At 70.0% G+C, this 21425-nt stretch carries 23 protein-coding genes and 2 pseudogenes; 13 read left to right on the forward strand and 12 right to left on the reverse strand.

The features are described 5' to 3' along the window. Window positions 1–444 (reverse strand): transposase (locus tag ACH4EB_RS35855; RefSeq protein WP_398352633.1); only part of this gene is annotated, 444 nt, incomplete at its 3' end. Window positions 445–609: 165 nt separating this feature from the next. On the opposite strand from ACH4EB_RS35855, the gene ACH4EB_RS35860 reads away from it, so the two are divergent. Continuing rightward, the gene (locus ACH4EB_RS35860; protein WP_398352568.1) at window positions 610–1221 is read left to right on the forward strand and encodes a class I SAM-dependent methyltransferase; all 612 of its coding nucleotides are present in this window, start codon (window positions 610–612) and stop codon (window positions 1219–1221) included. Between the two features lie 123 nt (window positions 1222–1344). On the opposite strand, the pseudogene ACH4EB_RS35865 reads toward ACH4EB_RS35860, so the two are convergent. The 3 genes and pseudogenes from ACH4EB_RS35865 to ACH4EB_RS35875 all read right to left on the reverse strand — a co-directional run bounded on the left by ACH4EB_RS35865 (window position 1345) and on the right by ACH4EB_RS35875 (window position 2584). Further along, window positions 1345–1791 (reverse strand): annotated as a pseudogene (locus tag ACH4EB_RS35865) (transposase). Between the two features lie 62 nt (window positions 1792–1853). Further along, window positions 1854–2408: pseudogene (locus tag ACH4EB_RS35870) on the reverse strand (winged helix-turn-helix domain-containing protein). Between the two features lie 29 nt (window positions 2409–2437). Further along, a complete protein-coding gene (locus ACH4EB_RS35875) occupies window positions 2438–2584 on the reverse strand; it encodes a hypothetical protein (protein WP_398352570.1) in 147 nt (48 codons plus the stop codon). Window positions 2585–3185: 601 nt separating this feature from the next. Between ACH4EB_RS35875 and ACH4EB_RS35880 the strand changes: the two genes are divergently transcribed. Then, window positions 3186–3524 (forward strand): hypothetical protein, encoded by a 339-nt coding sequence (locus tag ACH4EB_RS35880; protein ID WP_398352571.1) that lies wholly within the window; start codon window positions 3186–3188, stop codon window positions 3522–3524. Between the two features lie 5 nt (window positions 3525–3529). On the opposite strand, the gene ACH4EB_RS35885 is transcribed toward ACH4EB_RS35880, so the two are convergent. The 4 genes from ACH4EB_RS35885 to ACH4EB_RS35900 form a co-directional block, all read right to left on the reverse strand. Next, complete coding sequence (locus tag ACH4EB_RS35885) at window positions 3530–4783, reverse strand: MFS transporter (protein WP_398352572.1); 1254 nt, start codon at window positions 4781–4783, stop codon at window positions 3530–3532. Window positions 4784–5319: 536 nt separating this feature from the next. Then, window positions 5320–6027, reverse strand: a complete 708-nt coding sequence (locus tag ACH4EB_RS35890; RefSeq protein ID WP_398352573.1) for an ANTAR domain-containing protein — start codon at window positions 6025–6027, stop codon at window positions 5320–5322. Between the two features lie 581 nt (window positions 6028–6608). Further along, the gene (locus ACH4EB_RS35895) at window positions 6609–7385 is read right to left on the reverse strand and encodes a glycosyltransferase family 2 protein (protein ID WP_398352575.1); all 777 of its coding nucleotides are present in this window, start codon (window positions 7383–7385) and stop codon (window positions 6609–6611) included. Window positions 7386–7573: 188 nt separating this feature from the next. Beyond that, window positions 7574–8152 carry a hypothetical protein gene (locus ACH4EB_RS35900; protein ID WP_398352576.1) on the reverse strand — a complete coding sequence of 193 codons (579 nt, stop codon included), beginning with the start codon at window positions 8150–8152 and terminating at the stop codon, window positions 7574–7576. Window positions 8153–8254: 102 nt separating this feature from the next. Between ACH4EB_RS35900 and ACH4EB_RS35905 the strand changes: the two genes are divergently transcribed. After that, window positions 8255–8887, forward strand: a complete 633-nt coding sequence (locus ACH4EB_RS35905) for a hypothetical protein (RefSeq protein WP_398352577.1) — start codon at window positions 8255–8257, stop codon at window positions 8885–8887. 341 nt (window positions 8888–9228) lie between these two features. Beyond that, entirely contained in the window at window positions 9229–9438 is a 210-nt protein-coding gene (locus tag ACH4EB_RS35910) for a hypothetical protein (RefSeq protein ID WP_398352579.1), read from the forward strand. A gap of 344 nt (window positions 9439–9782) precedes the next feature. Here the strand turns inward: ACH4EB_RS35910 and ACH4EB_RS35915 are convergent, their stop codons facing one another. From ACH4EB_RS35915 to ACH4EB_RS35930, 4 genes are all read right to left on the reverse strand, one after another. Next, window positions 9783–10265 carry an SAM-dependent methyltransferase gene (locus ACH4EB_RS35915; protein ID WP_398352580.1) on the reverse strand — a complete coding sequence of 161 codons (483 nt, stop codon included), beginning with the start codon at window positions 10263–10265 and terminating at the stop codon, window positions 9783–9785. A gap of 69 nt (window positions 10266–10334) precedes the next feature. Then, on the reverse strand, window positions 10335–11765 hold the full coding sequence (locus ACH4EB_RS35920; RefSeq protein WP_398352582.1) for a Tat pathway signal protein: 1431 nt from the start codon (window positions 11763–11765) through the stop codon (window positions 10335–10337). 268 nt (window positions 11766–12033) lie between these two features. Continuing rightward, the gene (locus tag ACH4EB_RS35925; RefSeq protein WP_398352583.1) at window positions 12034–13209 is read right to left on the reverse strand and encodes a helix-turn-helix domain-containing protein; all 1176 of its coding nucleotides are present in this window, start codon (window positions 13207–13209) and stop codon (window positions 12034–12036) included. A gap of 24 nt (window positions 13210–13233) precedes the next feature. Beyond that, window positions 13234–13668 carry an NUDIX domain-containing protein gene (locus ACH4EB_RS35930; protein WP_398352584.1) on the reverse strand — a complete coding sequence of 145 codons (435 nt, stop codon included), beginning with the start codon at window positions 13666–13668 and terminating at the stop codon, window positions 13234–13236. A 168-nt stretch (window positions 13669–13836) separates the two neighbouring features. On the opposite strand from ACH4EB_RS35930, the gene ACH4EB_RS35935 reads away from it, so the two are divergent. The 9 genes from ACH4EB_RS35935 to ACH4EB_RS35975 all read left to right on the forward strand — a co-directional run bounded on the left by ACH4EB_RS35935 (window position 13837) and on the right by ACH4EB_RS35975 (window position 21425). Further along, a complete protein-coding gene (locus tag ACH4EB_RS35935) occupies window positions 13837–14619 on the forward strand; it encodes a TauD/TfdA family dioxygenase (protein ID WP_398352585.1) in 783 nt (260 codons plus the stop codon). Between the two features lie 158 nt (window positions 14620–14777). Further along, complete coding sequence (locus ACH4EB_RS35940; RefSeq protein ID WP_398352586.1) at window positions 14778–15194, forward strand: ATP-binding protein; 417 nt, start codon at window positions 14778–14780, stop codon at window positions 15192–15194. Window positions 15195–15246: 52 nt separating this feature from the next. After that, entirely contained in the window at window positions 15247–16044 is a 798-nt protein-coding gene (locus tag ACH4EB_RS35945; RefSeq protein WP_398352588.1) for a hypothetical protein, read from the forward strand. Between the two features lie 3 nt (window positions 16045–16047). Continuing rightward, entirely contained in the window at window positions 16048–16665 is a 618-nt protein-coding gene (locus ACH4EB_RS35950; RefSeq protein WP_398352589.1) for a hypothetical protein, read from the forward strand. 459 nt (window positions 16666–17124) lie between these two features. Further along, on the forward strand, window positions 17125–17556 hold the full coding sequence (locus ACH4EB_RS35955; protein WP_398352590.1) for a LuxR C-terminal-related transcriptional regulator: 432 nt from the start codon (window positions 17125–17127) through the stop codon (window positions 17554–17556). Between the two features lie 216 nt (window positions 17557–17772). Beyond that, window positions 17773–20013, forward strand: a complete 2241-nt coding sequence (locus tag ACH4EB_RS35960) for a nitrate- and nitrite sensing domain-containing protein (RefSeq protein ID WP_398352592.1) — start codon at window positions 17773–17775, stop codon at window positions 20011–20013. Further along, window positions 20010–20492 carry a roadblock/LC7 domain-containing protein gene (locus ACH4EB_RS35965; RefSeq protein WP_398352593.1) on the forward strand — a complete coding sequence of 161 codons (483 nt, stop codon included), beginning with the start codon at window positions 20010–20012 and terminating at the stop codon, window positions 20490–20492. Before ACH4EB_RS35960 ends, ACH4EB_RS35965 begins: the two co-directional genes overlap by 4 nt. Next, a complete protein-coding gene (locus ACH4EB_RS35970; protein WP_398352594.1) occupies window positions 20489–20851 on the forward strand; it encodes a DUF742 domain-containing protein in 363 nt (120 codons plus the stop codon). The genes ACH4EB_RS35965 and ACH4EB_RS35970 overlap by 4 nt, the downstream gene beginning before the upstream one ends. Continuing rightward, window positions 20835–21425: a GTP-binding protein gene (locus ACH4EB_RS35975; RefSeq protein ID WP_398352595.1), complete on the forward strand. Its 591-nt coding sequence runs from the start codon at window positions 20835–20837 to the stop codon at window positions 21423–21425. Before ACH4EB_RS35970 ends, ACH4EB_RS35975 begins: the two co-directional genes overlap by 17 nt.

Here is a 21425-nt window from a genome sequence, read left to right on the forward strand (position 1 = left end):
CCATCGCCGGCCTCGTATCCGACCGCAGCGTCCCCCTCTGATACCAGCGACCGCGCGGCCCGGCACGTCCCACCCGCTATCACGCACCAACTCGTAAGCGAAGTCGATGTCGTCCGCGCTGACGCCGATCGCGGAGGACCACAGCCAGACCGGCGGGGCGTCGTGGTCGCCGGGCAAATGATCGACATCGAGGCGAATCAACGTGCCTTCGATGACGGGCAGTTCCTTGGCCTTGCCGTAGCGAGGCGTGTCGTTCACCGTGACCACGGACGGTTCCGGCCACGAGGCGGGGCGGGCCAGGCTGAACTCCTTGCCATGCCGGGCCGGCCGGCCGCCCTCGGGAGCGTAGACGTGTGGCGGCTTCGGCAGCCGCAGCACGCGGTCCGAGCGCAGGCGCCCGACCAGCTCGACGGGCAGGTCACGCAGGAGCCAGGCCAGCCGCATCACGTCGTGGCGGGTAGTCGTTACTGACCTCTGCGCTTCAGGGTGACGCTTATTGTGTCCTTCGGCGCACTGTCGCCTGTATGGGTGAGGTGCGAGCGTATGAGCTTGATCCCTTTTCGTTCTGGCCACTGGATACTGATGCAGCGGCAGGTCAGGGTAGGTGGAATGAAGTCACGCACCACATCCGGCAGGGGACAGTTGGACCCAGTAGCTGAATCAGTCGCCGTCTACAGCGGCCATGCCGACGACTACGCGGCGGTGCACGCTCCGAAGATGGCGGATCGTGTCGAGCGGTTCGCGGTGTCCTTGCCTGCGCCTTCGCTGATCCTCGACGCCGGGTGCGGTCCGGGCCGCGACCTTGCGCGATTCCAGAAGTATGGGCATGTGGTGCGTGGTGTCGACCTCAACCCGGTGTTCGTGGCGATGGCCAATGCCCACGCGCCCACCTCACAGTGCGACCTGCGCGAGGTCGCGACGCGGTTCCCGACCGGAACGTTCGATGGGATCTGGGCCTCCGCCTCGCTTGTCCACCTCGACAGGGCGGACGCGACGGACGCGCTGGGGCAGTTCGCCGGGCTACTGCGGCCTGGGGGCAGGATGTATGTGTGTCTCAAGGCCACAGGCCGCACGGGATGGCTTGACGAACCTGACGGCCGACGGTGGTACACGGTCTGGGACCCCGACGAGTTCGCCTCCGCTGTGGCCGGTGCGGGATTCGCGGTCGACTCTGTGGACCGGGGCCCGTACGTCGAGGTCTGGGCCGCCCGCAGCCGCTGACCTCCAGGATCGGGCGGTGCCGGGAGGACGGGCAGCATATCCAGGAGATGCGCTGTCCGGATGGGCGGCCTGAGCGCCCGACAGCGGTGCTAGCGTGAGCAAGCACGCTTCGAGATCGCCGAGTTACTGTCCTGGTCCCAGGGGCGAAGGCCCGGTGTCTGGGGTGAGGCCGGTTCCGGCGATGAAGCCGTCGAGGGTGCCAGGCCGGTACTGGAGGCGTTTGAGCCGGTTGCGGACGAGTGTCTCCAGGCGGTCGAGGGCGACGACAGCGAGGTTGGCCAGACTGCGTTTGACGTGCGCCCATACCCACTCGACCGGATTCAGGTCGGGCGAGTAAGCAGGCAGCAGGAACACCGTCAGCCACTCGCGCTCGTCGATCAACTTCCGCATTGCCCGGGAGACATGGGTGTTGAGCCGGTCCCAGACCAGCACGATCGGCGCCTAGAGGAGCTGGTGGGCGCCGTCGATCAGCGCGATGAAGTCGCGTTCGCCCATGCTGCGGCGCTTGCCCTTGCCCGACGGGTGACAGATCAGCCGGTGGCACAGTCGGGTACGCGAGCCCGGCCGCATCGCGATCAGCCCGGCCACCGACAACCGCCCCGAGCGGCGTCCGCTGACCGTGGCGACCGGCGTCACGCCGCGCCGGCCCCAGGTGGTGCGTCCTTTGGGCGGCTTGCGGGTGAAGCCTGCCTTGTCCTCGAAGCAGAGGTAGTCCCCGCAGGCCGCCCGGGCCCTTTTACCTCGGCCCAGGTCGCCTCCTTCCACACGGTGACGGCCTGCTCGTCGCGCTCGGCCACCTTCCGGGCGGGCACCTGCGGGGAGAAGCCCAGCCGGTGCATCAGCCGAGTCGCGCCGGAGACGCTGTAGGAGACGTGGAACTTCCTGCCGATCAGCGTGGCCACCCGAGCGGCGGTCCACACCTGGTCCTCCACCCAGCCGTGGGCGGCCGGCCCCTCCTCGAGGTACATGGCCAGCTTCTCCAGGCAGCGCGGGGACAGACGGCACCGCGACCCGCTCGCTCCACGCGAGGCCAGGCCCTGCACGCCGCCCTCCCGCCACAGCTATTGCCTCCGGTAGGCCGATTTTCGGCTCACCCGCAGCCGCCGTGCGACCTCCGGCGGTTTGACCTTCTGCTCGAACATCTCAGCCGCCTGCATCCGAAGCGACTCCCGGCGCTGACGCCCCATGACAGTCAACCCACCCCCATCCGCGTATCTCACACACCCCGGAATACAGCCAACACCCCAGCCCCATCAGTAACTTCGACGAGATCACCCTGACGAGCCGAAGTCAGTAGTGCGGCGAGCCCTGGACCTGCCAGACCGGTAGCGAGCGCGCCGCGCAGGATGTCGCGGCGCTTCATGGGGTCGTCTCCTTCGTCCTCAAGGGCTTGTGGAGTTGGGGTCGTTAGTGCGGAGGTTCGTTCCCACGGTCTGTCGGCCAAGCCTAGGCGCTTGCCGGGGATTCGGAGGCCGTCGGCAACCCGCTCCAGCACCAGCAGCGAGGTGGCCTCTCCGGCGCCCCGTGCCATCTGGCTTACCCGCCGCGGGCGCATCCCGCACGCCTCACCGAGCCGGTTGTAGCTGATGCGCGCCTCCTGGTGGGCCACGGCGAAGACCGCTCCGATGTCGCGGCGGGACAGCGTCCGGGAGACACGCGGGTCGGCGAGCAGCGGCTCGGGAAGTGCTGCTGGCGACGATGGGTAATCCGTATCAGGTCCCCTTCCGGCTCCGGCAGGCCCCTCGGGGGAGGCACAGGAGGGGCCTGCCCTCGGGGGCTTACCGTGCGCTGGCTACGGGTGGGTGATGCGTTCACGGCCCGTGGAGTATCGGGCCGCGGCCGTCTACGGACGCGTGCGCGGTCATGCCTCCATACCCGGCCCGTGCCCGTACATCCGCTGCCTCACCCTCCTCGTCTCGGTGTCGGCGGCTCCGCGCCGGGACGGGGAGCCTTCGGAGGTTGCCGTGCACCTCGCTCCCCAGACCCTGGCCGAGGACACCACCGACTGGACGGCCCTGCGCAACTTTGCTGCTCTGCGCGGCCAGTTACGGGGCTCGTTGACGCCCCGCTGCAACCTGGCGTGCTGGTTTTGCCACAACGAAAGCGATGTGCCGCCGCCGCTGACCCGCCGCGACCGCACCCGCCAGCCGCGGGCCCGCTCGCTGTGCCCTGAGCACTACCTGCTGATCATTACCGCGCTTCCTCCTGGCCGCCCGGCTGGATGCACAGCCCCTGCACACCCTGTACAGCACGAGGGCAGGCCGTACCGCACCCTGGTCATCCGGGCCCGCCGCACCGGCTGAACCGCTCACCTCCGGACGAGGTCCGGGCCGGCCTCTTCCGTGAGGACCGGCCGCCGGACCCGGGCCGCCAGCCAGGCCACTGCACCGGCGCAGGCGGTGGCCGCTCCCGCCGCCGTGAAGGACACCTTCGGCGCACGCTCCAGCAGCGCGGGCAGCACCAGCATGCTGCTCATGCTCGTCACGTGCAGCTTGACGGAATCGGCGGTGAACACCCGCAGCCGCTGCGGCCCCGGCAGCGAGCCAATCTCCGCACTCAGACTGATCGAAGCCAGCGGCACCAGCGCGCTCGCCACTGCGGCGAGGGCCGCCACCTCCATCAGACTGCTGCTCAGCGCGAACGCAGCCAGCAGCAGCCCCCGACCCACCCACACCATGCAGTACGCCGCCGGAAACCGGCCCGGCAGAGCCACGAAAGTCACGTTCCCGGTCAGCAAGTTCCCGACGACCGCACCGATCCCCATCGCGGACAGCACCACCGCGTACGCCCCGGCCCCGGCGTGCAACTGGCTGGTCAGCCAGATCGGAACGCCGATGGTCCACGCGGTGGAGAAGAACTCTCCGACACCGCTGAGCGCGAGCGCGCATCCGATCCGCGGGTGGGCCCGCAGTACCGCCAGTGCCCGGGGCGCCTCCGACGTGTCGGCAGGCCCGACCTCTTCCTCTCGGGGCGGTGCCGTCGGCGAGAGCGGTGCGGCCGTACGGCCGAGCCAGGCGAACGCCACGGCGGAGACGGCGAAGGTGGCAGCGTCGATAAGGAACAGCTGCTCGGCGGGCAGGAAGGCCAGCAGCACCGCGGCCGACCCGGGACCGAGGAACCAGGTGAGCCGGTTGGAGACATCCATCAGGCCCGTCACCTGCCGTACCTGCTCCGTCTTCACCATCCCCGGCACCAGCGACGCAAGGGTCGGACCGGTAAGCGCGTCGCAGATCCCGACCAACACGATGACCACCAGCACGCCGGCCAGGCCGAGCGAAGGCCACAGCCAGGGCATCGCGCCCACGATGACCACCTGCACCGCCTCCACCACAGCGAGCGCGCGGAACGCGGCGAACCGTGCGATCAGCTTCCGGCCGAAGGTGCCGATCAGCAGGTGCGGCACCGACTCGACCACCACCAGCCCCATGGCGACCGCGCCGGAGCGCTGCCAGGCCGTCCACGCCAGCGCGAGGGTGAAGAAGCGGTCGCCGAAGACGGACAGCGTCTCGGCGAGCCACAGCACCAGGACCGGACGCTGCCGCAACAGGCTCAGGTAACTCACCCGCGCGACTGTAGGGGCCCAGTGAACATCGAGAAGCGTGTTCGGCCGCTTCTCCCCCCAAGTGACCTCACGGATACTCGCGGTAATGGACACTCGACCGGGTTCACCATGCCCCTGGATGCCGACCCGCGCCGACTGGCGCCGACGGCCGGGTGACGAACCTGGACGGGTCCGTGCTGGAAGGTCACATGATGGTGCTGGCCACCGGCCTGCTTCACGAAACGGTTGCGGACCTGGGTTCGCCTGTCGCCAGTGGTGCCGAGCTGGGCCCGCTTGGCCGAGCTGCCGACCCGGCAGGGTGCGTGCTACCGGATGGAACAGCAAGCTCTGCCGGTCTCGGGCGCGGTGCAGAGCCGGGCAGGGGGTCAACGCCCATGGTCGTCGGCCCCCGGCGCGCCGACCACTTCCAGGGGCTGGGGAAGCGGCTGCTTTGAGTATTGCCGCTGGCCGTGTCGGTGGCCTACCCCTGTACCGGACACGCGCCCTCCCCGCCCCCGGGTAGAGGGCACCGGCCGGGACGGGTGCTCGGTTGCGGGTCAGGAGTCCGGTTCGGGCCGAGGGAAGGGGCCGCGGTCGGCGGGCCCGAAGACGACCTGGTGCGCCACCGCAGTGAGCTTTCGCTGGTGGGCTCGGGCATAGGTGCGCAGCCGGGCGAACGCCTCCTGCGGGGACAGATGCAGACGCTCGGCCAGCAGGCCCTTGGCCTGTTCGATGATGACGCGGGAGTCCAGGGCCGTTTGCAGCTGGGCGTTCTGTTCGCGTACCCGGGCGAGTTCCTGTTCGCGGGCCAGGGCCCAGGCGGTGGTTTCGGCCAGTATCTGGCACGCGCCGATGTAGGCCGCTTCCAGGCGGTGGTGCTGGTGGAAGAGGTTGAGGGCTCCCAGCAGCCGCCCGTGGTGCTGCAACGGCACGGCGGTAGTGGCGGTGAAGCCTTCCGCCAGCGCCTGCGGGGCGAAGCGCGGCCAGCGTGCCTGGCTGCGCGGGTCGGCCAGCTGCACGTCGGCCAGCAGGGTGCCGGTGCGGCACGCGTCCCGGCACGGGCCTTCGGCCAGGTCGACCTGGAGCCGTTCAAGGCGGTCGGCGGCCGGGCCGGTGGCGACAACCTCCTGGCGCAGCCGCGGCCCGTCGGCCAGCAGGAGGCCGCTGGCCTGGACGCCGGGCAGGTGCAGGCAGTACTCGGCCAGCCGCCGTACCGGCGCGGCAGTCTGGTTCGGGTGGCGGCAGGCGGCGCCGGGCTCCGGCAAGTGGCCGGAAGGTGCAGAATCTGATCCAATCTCGGACATGGCGTAACACACCCACTTCAGCGGCCCGCGGGCCGCAGCCGACAGGCACTAACCCGCCACGAGTGCCCCGAAACCGGCAGCCTACCCGCGGCTACGGGAGCGCACCCGCCGCCGCGCGCCCCCTTGGCCCGCCGGTTCACTCCGGGCGGGGGAGACGACCCTGCATGCCAAGGTGTCTGCGGAATGAACTGACCCAGGCCAGGCAGACTCGGTGGTGCTCAACAGAGTGTGAGTGGCGATCCGCCGAACGGGGAGAGAGTGGAACACCGCGCACTGCGATTCCAGTGGGAGCACGGATTCCCGCGCGCGCCGGGCCCCGCAGACCGTGGCAAGAGCAACGCTGAGGCTCAGCACCCGCCTCTTACATGCCTTACGGACATCCACACGACGCCCATGCAGGACTCGGTGCGGGCGAGGACGGCCTTGGACAGTCACGCAGCGCGGTCGACACGCGCCGGCCCTTCAGTTTGTCCGTGTGCTGGACCGTACTGAAGTCTGCCTGACGTGGTCGGTGTTCGGCCCCGGAAACTACTTGGTGCTGGTCAGAAGATCGGTGGGCGGCCGGCGCGGGTCAGCCGGGCGACGGTGCGCCAGCTTATGGGCGAGCGGGTGCCGGGGTGGGTGTGCAGGCCCTCCTTGAGGCCGGTGAGCGTGGCGTGCCAGGCGTCTCGGCCGCGCACGCGCCATACCGTCAGGAGGGCCCAGGTGGCGAGGTTGGCGGGGATCAGCAGGGCGGGGAGGGTGCGGCGGGCGAGCCAGACGCGGTTGCGGGCGGTGAGGCGGTAGAACTGGGCGTGGCGGGCCGGGTGGGTCGCTGGGTGGTGGACGACGATTTCGGGCCGGTAGAGGCCCGTGTAGCCGTGCTGCCACAGCCGCCAGGCGAGGTCCAGCCCCTCATGGAAGAGATGGAACGCGCCGGGCCACTGCCCGGCCAGGTCGAACGCGGAGCGGCGCACCATGACGACGCCCTCGGCCATGACGGTCACGGTGCCCGGGCGCTGCGCGTCGGCGGCGAGCCGGGCCAGCACGTCGCCGGCGGGCAGGACGGCGTCGTTGTCGAAGAAGAAGAGCAGGTCGCCCTTGACGTGCGCGGCCCCGACGTTGCGGCCTTCTGGAATGCCCACGTTCTCGGGCAGGTGCACGGTGCGTACGTCCTCGGGGGTATGGGCCGGGGTGACGCCGTTGCCGACCACCACCACGTCGAGGTCGATTCCGTCTTGGGCCAGGAGCGAGGCCAGCGCCCGCGGTTCTCCGGCCGGGCGGTCGTTCATGGTCAAAACGATGGCTCCGACGGCCGGGCGGGGGGCTGCTGTGCTCACGAGGAAGAGGTCCTTCGGTAGCGGCGAGGTCACCTGCTGGCCACCTCACGGTAATGCACGTCGCGCACTCCTCAGGTGGTTCCGGGGGCGGCGGTCAGCGTGGCGAGTGCGGCCCCCACACCCGCTCAGCCCTCAGCGCCCCGGCCATACAGAGAAGATGCCCAGTTCATGGCCTTGTGCGACTCGCTTCAGGACGCGACGGCTCCGGTGCGCAGAGCGAACTCACGCAGCCCGGGAAGGTTTCGATGGCTGTACAGGAGGTCCGCCGTGAGGGCTTGGATCGCGGGGCGCCGGGCTTCTTCGGGGGCTTCGCGTTCGACGGCGCGCAGTGCGGTGTAGGCGCGGTGGGAATCGCCGATCTGGTGCCACATGCGGGCAGTGTCGGTGTGGAAGCGGGCACGGCGTTCGGCGGTGGGCAGTTGTACGGGGGTAACGCTGTTGACGTGGCGTACGCCTTCGTCGGGGGTGTGCAGGGCGGTGTGGGTGCTGATGGAGTACATCGCGCACTCGGCGAGGCTGGCCTGGATGGTGAAGAGTCCGAGCGGCCGGCCGGTGGGGATGCGTGCGGAGGTTTCGGTGGCTTCCTGGAGGAGGTCGAGTGCGGTGCCGCGCTGGTTCGTGGAGGCAGCGGTGTAGGCGGCGGTGAGCATCAGGCAGGTGCGGGCGGCCAGGGCTTCGGGGGCAGGGGTGCCGCGGTCGGCGCCGAGGGAGGTGGCGGTGTTGGTCAGGAAGTCGACGGCGGCGGGGCTGCGGCCGGCGCGCCGCATGGTGATGGCCGTGACCCGGGCGGCCTCGGCGATCGGAACGGGGTCGCCGCTGGCGCGGGCGGCGCGCAGGGCGAGGACGGAGGTAGCCCAGGCCGAATCAGCGTGCTGTTTGACGGCCAGTTCGGTGGCCAGTACGTACGCGCGGGCGACGAGGACCTGGACGCGTTCGCGGGCGCGGCCGGTGGCCGCATCCCGGGTGGCTTCGGCGGCGGCGATGAGCGGGGGCAGTGCCTGGCCGAGGGCGGTGTAGTGCGCCGCGGTGAAGTCGTCGCGGACGGCGGCGAGCGCGGCGGCGAGCTGCTTGTAGGGGGCGGGCTGCGCGTCCGGAGGGTTGAGCAGCGCGTGTTCGAGGGCGGCGGCCGGGTCCCGGGGGGGGCGGCGGTGGCCGCTGCTGGTTTGGTCATCAGCGAGGCGCCGATTCCCAGCGCGCTGGCCATCATGGTGCGGCGTCGCACATCGTCCTCCTGGGCCTGGGCTGCCAGCGTCAGCCTAGTCTCCTCGTCCGGTGCCTTTGGGGGCGAACTGATCACCGTGGCGGGTGAATCGCTGATGCCGAGCAGAGCAAGCGGGATGTGCAGGCCCTCGGCGATGCGGATGAGCACGCTGAGACTCTGCACCTGGCGCAGGCCCCGCTCGATGTCGGAGACATCCGACTGGGCGAGCCCGATGAGGGAGCCGATCCGGGTCTGGCTGGCGCCGGTATTCGGTGCAAGCCCGCGCGAGGCCGCTGCTTAACTGATCGGTCCGCTTCGGCGGCCAACCTGGGGGCGAGCCGCGCGCACCGGGCGGCGTACTCCTGAAGGTGGCGGGCCTGGAATCCCACCGCATTCCCAGTTCTCTTCGCGGACTTCAGCGTCCGGCCAGATTTGCGCGAAGCCGTGGCCTCCGGAGGCCAGCGTGATCTTGCGGAGGTCGTAGCGGTGGTCCTCGAATGCGTCGAGGATCGCTCGCTCACTTCGGTTGAGGTCGGTCAGCTACAGGCCCGGGGCTGTGGAGCCGGAGACTGGCACGAGTCCCGGGTAGACGAGGAGCGGTGCGGGGGCAGTGACGCGCGCAGTTGCGCTTGGTTGGCGCACGTGATGCTCGAAGGCTGGGATAACCGGGATCTGGACGACCGCCCCGACGACCTCGATCACATGGAGTACCTGATCCGGGAGAGCGGCGTCCTCGCGGGCAACGGCGCGGCGGCGGAAAGCGGCGTGCTGACGGAGGACGACCTGCACCGGCTCCTGGCCGTCGCCCGCAACCCCGTCTCGTGGAACCTTCTAGCTGCCCAGAGGCGGTGATCAGCTTGCCGAACTGCCGTGGGCCTTAGCCCGTGAGCGGGGCTACCCACGAGGGCTCTGAAGCGGTAATGACGCCAGCCATATCAAGATCATGACAGGCGGTTGGGGGCACCCTGCCCCAGTTCAAGAAGTTTCGAAGGCTGGGGATAGGTTCGCGCCCGTATACGCTTCCGCGCTGCTGAACACGCTGCCGCACGCCGGGCACTCCGCGGCCGAAGACGTGCCTGATTCTCTCGGCGAGTCGCTGCTGCCCGTCCCGGACGGCTGACGGCTGTGGCGCTTCGACGCGGCGAGGTGCAAGCGTCGCAAGGAGGTGGAGCAAACGATCCGTGCCCCGTTCGAAACTACGCGCCCGCGTCGTCCCAATAGTGCTGGAGCATCTCCGTCGGCCAGCTCGGCTGGCTGATCTCCCCCCGGGGGCCCATCTCCTTGAAGTAGGGTGCCAGGTCGATGATCGGCGTCCCGTCGACCGCGTCGAGGTCGGTCACATGCAGATCCCGTCCCTCGGCCTTGAGCAGCCTGGGGAACGACGTGGCCAGTTGGTTCGGGCGTCGGTGGTTTCGGTGCACGAACGTGCCGGTCGCCGGCCACTGAGGGTTATTACGTGGGCTGCGAGCGTGCAAGGCGACATCGTCTGGAGACGCCAGGTGGAAGTGCCAGGTGACTATGAGGTGTGAGAACTCATCGATGCCCTGCAGTGTTTCGAGAGGGAACTCGGGGTTGAGCCGGATGATGGAGCTCACCCCGCCCTGGTAATCGTCGCCGGGAGCGGCGTGACCGCCGACCACCGTGGCGATGGCCTGCATCTCGATCTTCTCCCCGCTCATCCGCTTCCTCCTCATACGCTCACCAGTCACTGGCGGCAGCCCGCCCCCCCCCCCCGGGTGATGTCTCGGTCAGGCTACGCGGTCCAGCACGGCCTTAGCACGAGCGTCGAGTTCAGCGACCACTGGGATTCCACGGTTCCGGAAGGGGGACAGAACGCGGCGCATGGTGACCACGGCTTCCCTGGCCCGCCCCGATTGCACTCCGTCCATGGCGTCCAAGGCACTCGACCAGGTGTGACAGGCCGCCTCCAGTTCCCCTTGCTGAGCCTGGACGGCTCCCAGGTACCCCAGCGTCACCGAGTGAGTCCGGGCGAACGGGGTGGCTCTGCGGGTTCGCACGCTACGGACGAATTCTCGCTGGGCGGCCTTGAGATCGCCCAGATCGAGCAGCGTGCATGCGGTCTCGTGGGCAAGGCTTGCCTCGCCGAAGAAGAAAACGCGCCCGGGCCCCTCACCATCGTCCGCAGTAGCGAGGTCGTCTTCGGCACGCAGCAGGGCGGCGAGCGCCTCCTGCCTCTGTCCGGCGGCGGCCAGGCTGCGGGCATGTACGACGCCCAGCAGGGCTTTCTCCCTGGGAGAGGCCAGACTGTAGCGCTTGCGTTCGAGCGAGGCGGTGGCCAGGTCGAGGGCAGGTTTCGGGTGCCCGAGGTCGACGGCTTGGTGTGCCATGGCGCGCAGGATGTGGCCTGCCAGCGGAGCGTCGTCGGCTTCCGCTGCGACCCGCAACGCGAGTTTGAAGTAGGACTCGGCGACGCCATGCCGGGAGGCATCGAAGTTCATCCAGCCGCAGAGATAGACCAGTTCCCCTGCGGCCGAGAACAGCTCGCGCCGTAACTCTTCGGAGGGAAAACGGCTGTTGAGGTACGTAGCCAGATCGGACCACAGGTAGGCGGCGAGGGCGGTGCGTCCGGCCCGGCCTCCGCGGCGTTGGTCCCGGCGGGAGAAGACGTCCATCATCTCACGGACATCGTCGACTTCGCTGCTGCCGACGACGTGCCCCGAGGCCGGCAGACGCGACCGCGCTCGTTCGGGCGCCTGTTCCCACCAGGACTGGCCTGGGAGGGACAGGCCGACCACCGAGTAGACCGACCCTTCCAGGACGTGCCGACGTTCCATGTCCAAGTCGCTGCTCCCGAGTTCCACCAGCGCGTCCAGCGTATCGACGCTCCATTCGGATGCCTCGGGTACGGTCGGGCTGGCCGACCGCAGCCCGACCTCGGCACGGGTAACAGTGCGCCGAAGGCGTCGCGAGAGCGTCTCGCACAAGGTATCGGGTGCCCGGCCACTCGGCTGCACCCCACGAACCCATTGGTTGATGTGCGAACGCGTCGTCGCCAGCAGCTCCGATGCCTGGTTCTCAGCGGCTACACGCCGGAAGTGGGCGGCGACTTGCTCCTGCGACCATCCTGTCTCCCGGATTACGGCCGCCAGGCGAGTGTTACGGGTGTGTGCCACGGTGCGCCCCAATTCAGCAAAACGATCTTTACCAGTTTTACCCATGCCTCTGCTTCCGCCGGGATACCCACCAGCGGCCTTTCACTGTTTGCTCAACGTAACGGCAACCACCCCTTGGCCAGCGAGTTTCGGACCGTCCAGCTTGCACAGCTTCGCCGCCGAACGAAACCCCATGGACGCGCCGGGCACGGTACCTCGCGGCCCCTGTTATCGGGACGGAGACGATATGACGGCTTTCTCGCGCCTCTCGGCGCACGCCATTGGAGCCAGTCGCGTCCGGCCCCCCGACGGAAAGCGTCGGCCCGCCGGCAGGCTAGGCCGCCATGTCCTGACGCAGCCGTTCAAGCGCCAGGGCGGCCGTACGGCGGGTCTCAGCAAGCCCGTCACCAGCAGCACGCATGATGCGTTGGAGCTGGTGCGGCAGCCGCTGGTGTGCCGCTGCTTCCGTGGCTTCGTTCAGGAGGTCGGCAGCACCTGCGCTGTCGCCGATCTGCAGGCGGACGTCCCCGACGGAGATCATTTCGATGACGTGCCACTGCGGTGCAGCGGTGGTGGCAGGCTTTGGGCAGGTTTCCACGAGCTGCATTGCGGCGTCGAGTTGGCCTATGGACGCCAAGCCGCGCAGCCTGATCTCGAAGACGGCGTAGGGGTTGACGAGGGACGTGTGGTCTACCTCGTCCAGCAGTGCGTCGGCCTCGCGCATGGCCTTGTGGAACAAGGGCCCGTTGTGCAATTCGCCGGCCGCGCGCGCCAGCAGCAGCAAGGCAGCGGCCCGAGCTTCACGCTCGGCCGCCAAAGCAGCGGCGTACTGCAGGCGTTGGACGGCGGCTCCGAGCAGACCGGCTTTGCGCAACTCGTTGCCGTGCATACGCAGCGCGAAGGAGCGAAAGCTCCGGTCGTCGAAGTAGTCCGCGATGGGCAGAGCCTTGGAGGTCCAGCGCGCCGCGGTGCTCAGGCGTTCTTCGGGCAGCACGTTGCCCAGGGCCGCGCCCAGACCAATGCGGGCTTGGGCCAGGAGGCGCAGGACATCGCGTTCGGCGTGGCCGTCTTCGATACGCGCCTCCAGCCTGGCAACCAGGGGCCACAGTTCGGCGACGGCTTCGAAGGAGTGGCCGCTTTGTCGGGCGATTTCGGCGAGCCGGACAGTGGATTCGCCGAACTGGAGCATCGCTCGGTGGTCTGTGTCGGCCCTGTCAGTGATGCCCAGGACGTGCGGTGGAAGCCCCAACCGGTCGCAGATGCGACGCCGGGAGGTGATGTCGTCCACGGTGCGCTTCCCCAGTTCGAGGGCGGAGATATAAGTCTTGTCGTAACCCATGAGGCTGCCGAGCTGGTTCTGGTTGAGGCGGTGCACCGCGCGGTAGAAGCGCAGGATCGTCGCGAGGTCACCGGAGGCAAGGACGTGTTCGGCCTGGGTGGTGGCCCAGCGCCACACCGCGTGCTCCGCCTTCGGCCGTGTGACCGGAAGCGGGTTGCTGTCGCTGTGCATCTGACTGCCTTTCCCGGCGGTGAGCTACCGCTGTCGGTACCACGCGGCGATGGAGTGCTTGTAGCCGTCGGGCATGGTCAGGCCCGGCACTTCGTCGGCCGCGAACAGACCGATCTGCTTGTGTTCATGGCTGAGAGCAGGCGTCCGGTCGGGGGTATGGACCGTACAGCCGTAGGTGACGATCAGGACCCGACGACCGGGCACCGGTTGGTAGATCCACACCCCGCCGTCGATGAGGGGCCCGGCTGTAATTTCCCAGCCGGTCTCTTCCAGCAGTTCCCGCTCCACGGCTTCTTCGGGAGTGCGGTCGCCCGGCGCGGCGCCAGTGTTACCGGGTTCGAGCCGGCCTCCCGGCAGTTCCCACTCCTCGCGCTCGTTCTTCAGCAGCAGGACCCGGCGCTTCGCGTCGAGGGCCACAGCCTTGACGGAGACGGGCCAGGTGGGGGGTGTGTACGTCATCGCGGTCCTCGTCGGACGGGGTCTGACCGGTGTACGCGGAACCTAGCACGGAGCTGGCAATCGCCCTCCCTCACGCACGGTTTGTCCGAGTCGACAATCTGTCGCTTTACCGCGGGGGCTGGCACTTCCAACAGTGTGGCCAGTGACCTTCGACGAGGGAGCCCAACCATGGCACGAGCCCTGTCCCGCGCATCCGCCCAGTTCACCGAGCACTATTTGGATCTCGGAGCACCGGGCGCGGTCACCGCCGTCGCTCGACAGATCACTGAGGTCGGCCTCGTCACGACGGACGGGCTGACCTCGCGGGAAGCGGTGCTGGCTGCTGCTGGCCTCATCATGGAGGTCACGGCTCACCGGGACAGCGACCCGGACGGTTTGACGGTCATCCGCGACACCCGTCACCATCAGCACCGTGCCGGGTTCGCAGGTCTGGGCCGCGACGAGTTGGCCGTGCATACCGAAAGCTCTGGTGTCCCGGACCCGCCCCGGCTGATGCTGTTGGCCTGCTTGCAACCCGCCCCCGAGGGTGGCGAGTGCCTACTGGTCGACGGCCGGGCTGTATATGGTCACTTGTCGCAGCACTGCCCGGAGGCCGCCCTGCGTCTCGGGCTGCCGCGCACAGCGTATTTCGGCGCCGGAGACGGCCATGCGACGCAGGTCTTCACCCGGCATGCAGACGAACGCGTCTCCGTCCGACTGCGCCAGGACAGCCTGGCCCGTTTCAACCCCACCATCCAGCCGCATCTCCCTCAACTGCGGGCAGCGGTTGCCGTCACCCAGCACGCCATGGCGCTGGACGTCGGGCAGGGCTACCTCATCGACAACCACAGATGGCTCCACGCTCGTCGCCGCTTCACCGGTGAACGCCTGTGCCTTCGTGCTCTCGGCCACGCCCGCTTCCCTCTGCCCGTGGGCTTCCTTCCCCACACCTCCGTGGACCGGGGGAGGTGACCCAGTTGTTTCCCACGAGAGCGCTCAAGAGATTCCGGCCCCTGGCCAGTAGCAGTCTGCAAACTGGGCAGCGCCGTCGCCCGGAGCGCATGGCGCGGATACACCGACACCTGAAACATTTGCCGGTAGTCCGCCGCGCCCTCCATCGCGATGTCTTGATGAAGGCCAAGTTCCCCATTCAGAGGCGGCTTCCTCATGAGGAGCCCGCCTCCGAGGACAGCCAGCAGGTCAGCGCCATGAGGCACCGGGCCCACGAGGTGCTTGTCAGGCGCGGTCTGGTCCACGTCGCCGACGAGGCCGAGTTGGTCGTCTGTGAGCTGATCACAAATGCCATCCAGCACAGCGGAGGACGCGAAGTCACGTTGAGCCTCGCCCTCCGTGAGGGCTTCCTGCAAATCGTTGTGTCCGACGGGGGCCTGGGGTACAAGCCACGTCCCGCTCCGCCTGGTGCAGCCGACGAGCACGGCCGCGGGCTCTTCCTCGTGCAGGCGATCGCCGACGGACGAGGTGGCTCGTGGGGCACCTGCGACGCCGGCGCCGCCACCTGGTGCGAACTCGGCCTGGCTGCGGGCTGACCCCGGCCAAAAGCCAACACCACTTCACCCTTCTACCCAGGAAGCCGACCGTATGACCACCGTTATGCCCACGCCGCCCGTTGTGGCGTGCCCGGCAGAGCAGCAGGACCCGAGTCAGGCCGTCATCGCGGCACTGGTAGCCGCCGGCGCCACGGTGGAGCCCCGTGTCCCCGAGACGCCTGCCTTGGAGGTCATGGCGTACTTGAAGTACACGGCGCTGCCCTTCGCCGGTGTGGACCTGGTCCCGCTCCGGCCGGAGCAGGCCGGTGAGATTCTGCGCCAGGCGCTGATGCGGCACGGGGTCCACGCGCACATCATCGTCAGCGACGAGCAGGACGGCGCCCGGCGGACCGCGATCCGGCCGGTCAGCGTGGAGGATGCCTTCCGGCTGGCTGACGTGATCGTGAAGCACCTGCCGCCGGTGTACGCGGCTGCGCACCGGCTACGCAGCGCCCTGGGGGCGGCGGGTCTTGAGCAGCCCTGTGTCTCGGCCAACGGCGCCCGGGTCCTGCGAGGCGGTCAGTGGACCGAGCTACCGGCGAGCCGGGTGGTACTGGGCCGTGTCCGTACGGAAGCGGCATGGAGGTTGCTCGCTGCCCTGGACCCGTACTTCGAGCCCGTCTCGGAGGGGGACACGCAGGTCGGCCGTCTGCCGGCGATGTTTTTGCAGGTGGCCGACTTCGCCACCGGCGTGCGGCTCAAGGTGACGATCGTGCAGTGCGAGCGCTGCGGCCGCACGGCCGGTCTCGACCTCGGCGACCTGGAGCCTGGCGAAGCCGTTCGGCTCGCCGAGGTGGTCGAGGCCGCGCGCGTTTCCGGTTCCGCCACCACCGAGACGGCGGAGGGGTAGGCGATGCCTCGCGCGATCATCGATGACGAGCTGCTGGACGCTGTCCTGCCCTCCAGGCGGCGGCCGGCGCCGTACGCCGTGCACCCGGTTCGGCAGGACGACCACGAGCCGGTGGCCGACCTGGACCAACGTCGTACGGCGTGGATGCGCGACCGGGGCTTGCCTGTAGACCCGGGGCGTCCGGTGCTCAGTTGCCTGAGTGAGAGCACCGCGGTCAGAGGGGTCCAACTGTGGGTGCTGTACGAGGGCACGCTGCTGCAGGGCGCTGTCGCCACGTCGTTGGCGCCCGCACTGGACGTGCAGTGGCGTCAGCAGGACGGCGAAACGTCCTTGTGGATCCTCGACATGGTCACGGATCCCAGCGCCCATGATGCACCTGGCCGCTGGATGACCTGGTGGCTCGCCAGCGCCTTTCATCGCTTCACCTGCATCTCGGCGGTCACCTGCCACGAATCTCTGGCCCGCAAGGTGGCTGGGCTGCACGTGATGGAACTGCGCACCGACGCGCGGCAGACCAGCCCGCACCTGCTGCGCCGCCGGACCAGGCATGTTCCCCGGCTGAGGAACTTCGTCGCGTGTCCTGATCCGGTGGTCACCGTCCCGGCTCACCCCCGATGCTGACGGCCCGCGCCACCCGCGTGCGGCTTCCCCGCCGTGCGCCGCGCGGGTGGCCCGGAAGCTGCGGGCCCGAAGCAGCCGTGGTTCGGCGCTACAGCTAGTCGGCCACCGGCCCGCTTCGGCAAGACGCGGCGCCAGGGCGTGGCGCCGCATCGCGACTGCTGCTCGGTAGCCGACGGCGCCGAGCAGCCGCCGTCAGCCGAGGGGGTGCGGCTGACGGCCGGGCGCTGGAGATGTTCTCGCCGGACATCTCCAGCACCCCGGTCGGGGTCTGCCCCGGCCGGTCTGGGGCGGAGAGCGCCCGGTCGGCCGGATGAGCGCCCTCTGCCCCTGTCCAGAGCTTTCACGAGCCGAGCCGCCGCACACCGGGCAGATGTCATGCCCCTGTCCGGTGAGCCGGTTTCCGCCGCCGTTTCGTCTGCGTCACCCGGGGTGTCGCCCGGCAGCCGAGGAGTGTTGTCCATGAGTGCACCGCCACAGCCGTTGACGGCGAAGGAGCGGGACCTGCTGGTGCTCGTCGCCCGCGGACTGAGCAACGCCAATATCGCCAGGAAGCTGAACCTTTCGGAGCAAACGGTTAAGAGCCACCTGCAGCACATCGGCACCAAACTGGGTGCCCGCCGGCGCGCGGCCATGGTGCGGGCCGCGTGCGCTGCGGGGGCCTTGGCGCCGAAGCCCCCTCGTGGCCCGGCTCCCGTGCTGACGCTGGAGGAGCGTTTCCTGCTGCGCCGGGCCGGCAACGGAGCGAGCCTCCGGGAGATCAGTAGGGAACTGTGCGTCTCGTACGGCACCGCCAAGGCCCGGGCGCGTGACCTGTGCAGCACGCTGCGCGCGGTCAATCTGCCCCAGGCCGTCGGCCACGCCAGTGGCTGGGGCCTGCTGTCGGCCGACTGACCGGAAGCCGCCTGCACAAGCTCGCCTCCGTAGGGCCGTGAGCTTTCCCGGCTCGCGCACGGTGCCGGGCCCAAGTTCGCCTCCTGCGCGCCCGGCTGCTGCTGAGCGGCCGGTCTGCCCTCCCGATTCACCTGCCCATCGATCTCACGAGGACCCATGACTTCCCCTCCTGCCACCGCCAGCCCGCCACCCCGTAAGCCGCGGCGTGGGTGGACCGTGCGTACCCGCCTGATCGTGGTCGCCCTGGTCGCTCTCGCAGCGCTGCTCGCCCTGGTGGCCGTGAACGGGCTGCCCGCCTGGCAGCGGCAGGACAGTCTGCGCGGAGATTCGGCCACCGGCCGGCTCGGGGGCGAGGCGAGCTTGGGACTGTTCACCGGGGCGCAGAACGAGCGGAAGCTGACGGCGGCCTTCCTGGCCGCTCCGGGCGCGAAGACCAAGGCCGCGCTTGACGGCCAGCGCAAGGCAACGGACCGGGGCATCAAGCGGTTCCGGCACCTGTCCGGTACCAGCCTGCAGGCCGGGCAGCGCCGCCGCTGGGAGCACGTGGGGCGGATCTACCAGCACCTGGACCAGCTTTTGGTGGTGCGCCGCGCGGTGGACCGGCACAGCGGCGCCTCGGATACGGCGGCCGACTACTACACCCAGTTGCTCACCCACCTGATCGAGTTCTACCAGGCGCTGTCCGCGATGGATGACGGGGAACTCGCCCTGGAGACCCGGCCGCTGGTAGGGCTGTTCTGGGCCTCGGATGCCCTGTCGCAGCAGGACGCGCTGCTCGCGGCGGCCCGGCCGGCGGGGCGGATGACGTCCGCGCAGCGCACCGCGTTCGCCCAGGCGTACGGGAGCCAGCAGGTGATGTACACCCGGTGGATCGCTCCTTACCTGCCGCCGTCGGAGAAGGCGCTGTACGACCGGATCACCGGCAGCCGGGACTGGCACACCGTGCTGCGCGTCGAGCGGGCCGTGCTCAACGCGCCGGGTGACGCGTCGGGTGCCTCCCTGGAGGACCTGCCGGGGCTCAGAGAGTGGGACGCGGCGTACGGGCGGGTCAGCCAGCGGCTCGGCCTGCTGAATCTCCAGCGCACCCAGGGGCTGCTCGCGCACGGGTTCCACCGCGCCGATGAGATCCGTTCGCAGGTGCTGGTGCTGCTCGGCTCCAGCCTGGCGGCGGTCGTGGCCGTCGGTGTGCTGATCGTCGGGCTGCTGCGTACGGTCATCCGCCGCTCCCGCGAGGCCAGTGAGCGCGCCCGCGAGGTCGCCGAAGTGCGACTGCCGCAGATGGTGCGGGATCTGCAGCACGGCCGGCCGGTCGAGACGGCCGCGCTGCCCCGCCCGCCGGCCGGGGCGCGTACCGAGTTCGACCACATCGAGGGCGCCATCGCGCAGCTCGCGCAGCAGGCCAGCGACTCCGCCCTGCTGGTCGCCGCCGAGCGCCGCGGATTCCAGCGGTTCGCCGAAGGCGCCACCGCCCGGGCCGCGGCCGTCATCCACCGGTTGATCCTGCCGGAGCTGGACGACCTGCAGCGCCAGTTCGGCGACGACCAGGCCACCTTGCCGAAGCTGTATGCGCTCGATCACCAGGTGGCCCGCGTGCGCCGGCAACTGGACAACGTCCTGCTGCTGTCCGGCGGTGAACTCGACCACCCGCACCAGGAATCGGTCCACATCGCCAACATCGTCCACGATGCGGCCGGCGAAAGCGCCGGGCTCTCGCGGGCCGTACCCGAGCTGCGGGCCGAGGTGTGGATCACCGCGCAGGCCGCCAGCGAGCTGACGCACCTGCTGGCCGAACTCGTCGACAACGCCGCCGTCTACTCACCCGCCGACTTCGAGATCACCGTGCGGACCCTGCAGGTCGCCGACGGCGTGGTCATCGAGGTCGAAGACCGCGGGCAGCCGCTGAAGGCCGAGGTCCTCGACCAGCTCAACAGTCGCCTGAACCAGGACCCGCTGCTGTACGGCGAGCTGGGCCGTGCCCCCCAGCTCGGTCTGTTCGTCGTCGGCCGCCTCGCCCAGCGCCTGGGGGTCACCGTGGCCCTGCGCCAGTCCCCGTACGGCGGCGTCCTGGCCATCGTGCGGGTGCCCTGGGCGCTGCACGACCACACCCCGCGCCAGCCCGCCGCCCCGGCCTCCGCCCCGCCGTCCCGGCCACCCGCCGCGCCGACGGCCAGCGGCCTGGTCCGGCGTATCCCCCGCCCGGCACCGGACCGGTCGGCCGCCGCTCCTGACCCGCCCCCGGCCCCGCCCGGGCCGGAACGCGCCAGCCGGTCACTGGCTCCGCTGCCCGAGCGCCGCCCCGGCCGGCACATGGCACCGCAACCGCGCGACGACACCGCCACCGCCGATGACCCGGCCTCCGGACTGGCCGCTGATCCCCGGCCGCTCGACGCCATCGCAGACGACTTCAGCGCACTGGACGACCTCAACCACCCCCGCACGGACGGAGACTCCCGATGAGCAGCGCCACCCTGGACACCTTCCCCAGCGTCACGACGGCACCCGACCCCGGCCGCCAGGCCGTGTACGACAACCTGCGCGACCGGGTCGCCCGGGACGCACCGGACATCGCCGCGCTGGCCCTGGTATCCACCGACGGGCTGCTCATGTGCGGCTACGGCCGGCCGGAGGAGGACATGCAGCACATCGCCGCGGCCTGCTCCGGCCTGAGCAGCCTGGCCAAGGGCCTCACCGGCCCCACCGGCGGGGAGGGGGTCTTGCACCTGAACATCACCATGGTGAAGGGACACATCACCGTCACCTCCTGCGGCGACGGGTCGCTGTTGGCCGTGGTCGTCGAGGCGGGCAGGCCGATCAGCCCCGTGATCCGCGAGATCGTGCGCATCGCCCGCGGCTTCGCCCCGCAGATGGGCTCCGAGCCCCGCGCCACCGCCGAGACGGGTACCGAATCCCGCGCCGCGGCCGAGACGGACCGGTGAACGGGCCGCCGCCGCGCCGTACGCGCACCTACGCCCTGACCGAGAACCGGGCGGCCCGCGCGCACGGGCACGCGGCGCAGCCGCTGACCATGCAGTCGCTGATCTGCACCGCCGACAGGCCCGGTGCCTTGGTCGGCGCGGTGCCCCAGGAGTGGCAGACCGTCCTGGCCTGGTGCTGCGGGACCGGTATCGCGGTGGCCGAGATCGCCGCTCGGCTGCAGCTTCGGCTCACGCCGACCCTGGCGCTGTTGCGCGCGATGCACGCGCACGGCCTGATCACCTCCCAGACGTCCCTGGACGCCGACGGCAACGTGGCGATCCTTCTTCGAGTCAGGAACTGCCTTGCCCGCACACAGTGACCCGCCCGGCCGCGCCGTGCCGCTGCCCAGCGTGAAGCTCCTCATCGCCGGCGGCTTCGGGGTCGGCAAGACCACCCTGGTCGGCACGGCCAGCGAGATCACCCCGCTGCGCACCGAGGAGAGGCTCAGCAGCCGGGGCATCGGAGTCGACGACCTCGGGCCCGGTCCGGCGAAGGCCACCACCACCGTCGCGATGGACTTCGGGCGGATCACCTTCGACGACGCCGTGGTGCTGCTGTTCGGCACGCCCGGGCAGGACCGGTTCTGGTTCATGTGGCGCGACCTGGTCGCCGGCGCCGCCGGGGCCGTCGTCCTGGCCGACACCCGGCGTCTGGACGTCAGCTTCGCTGCCGTGGACTTCTTTGAGACACGCGGCGTGCCCTATGTCATCGCGGCCAACTGCTTCGACGGCCGCCAGGAGCGCACCGCGGCGGAGATCGCCCACGCTCTCAAGATCGATCCCGCGCTCACGCCGGTGCTGATGGCCGACGCCCGCGACCCGGCCTCCGTGCGCGCCGTGCTGGTCGCCCTCCTGGACCGCGCCATCGCCCGCTCCCTTCCCGCCCACACCTGA

Origin of the sequence: Streptomyces sp. NPDC018045 (genome assembly GCF_044327445.1) — a bacterium.
Taxonomy (GTDB): domain Bacteria; phylum Actinomycetota; class Actinomycetes; order Streptomycetales; family Streptomycetaceae; genus Streptomyces.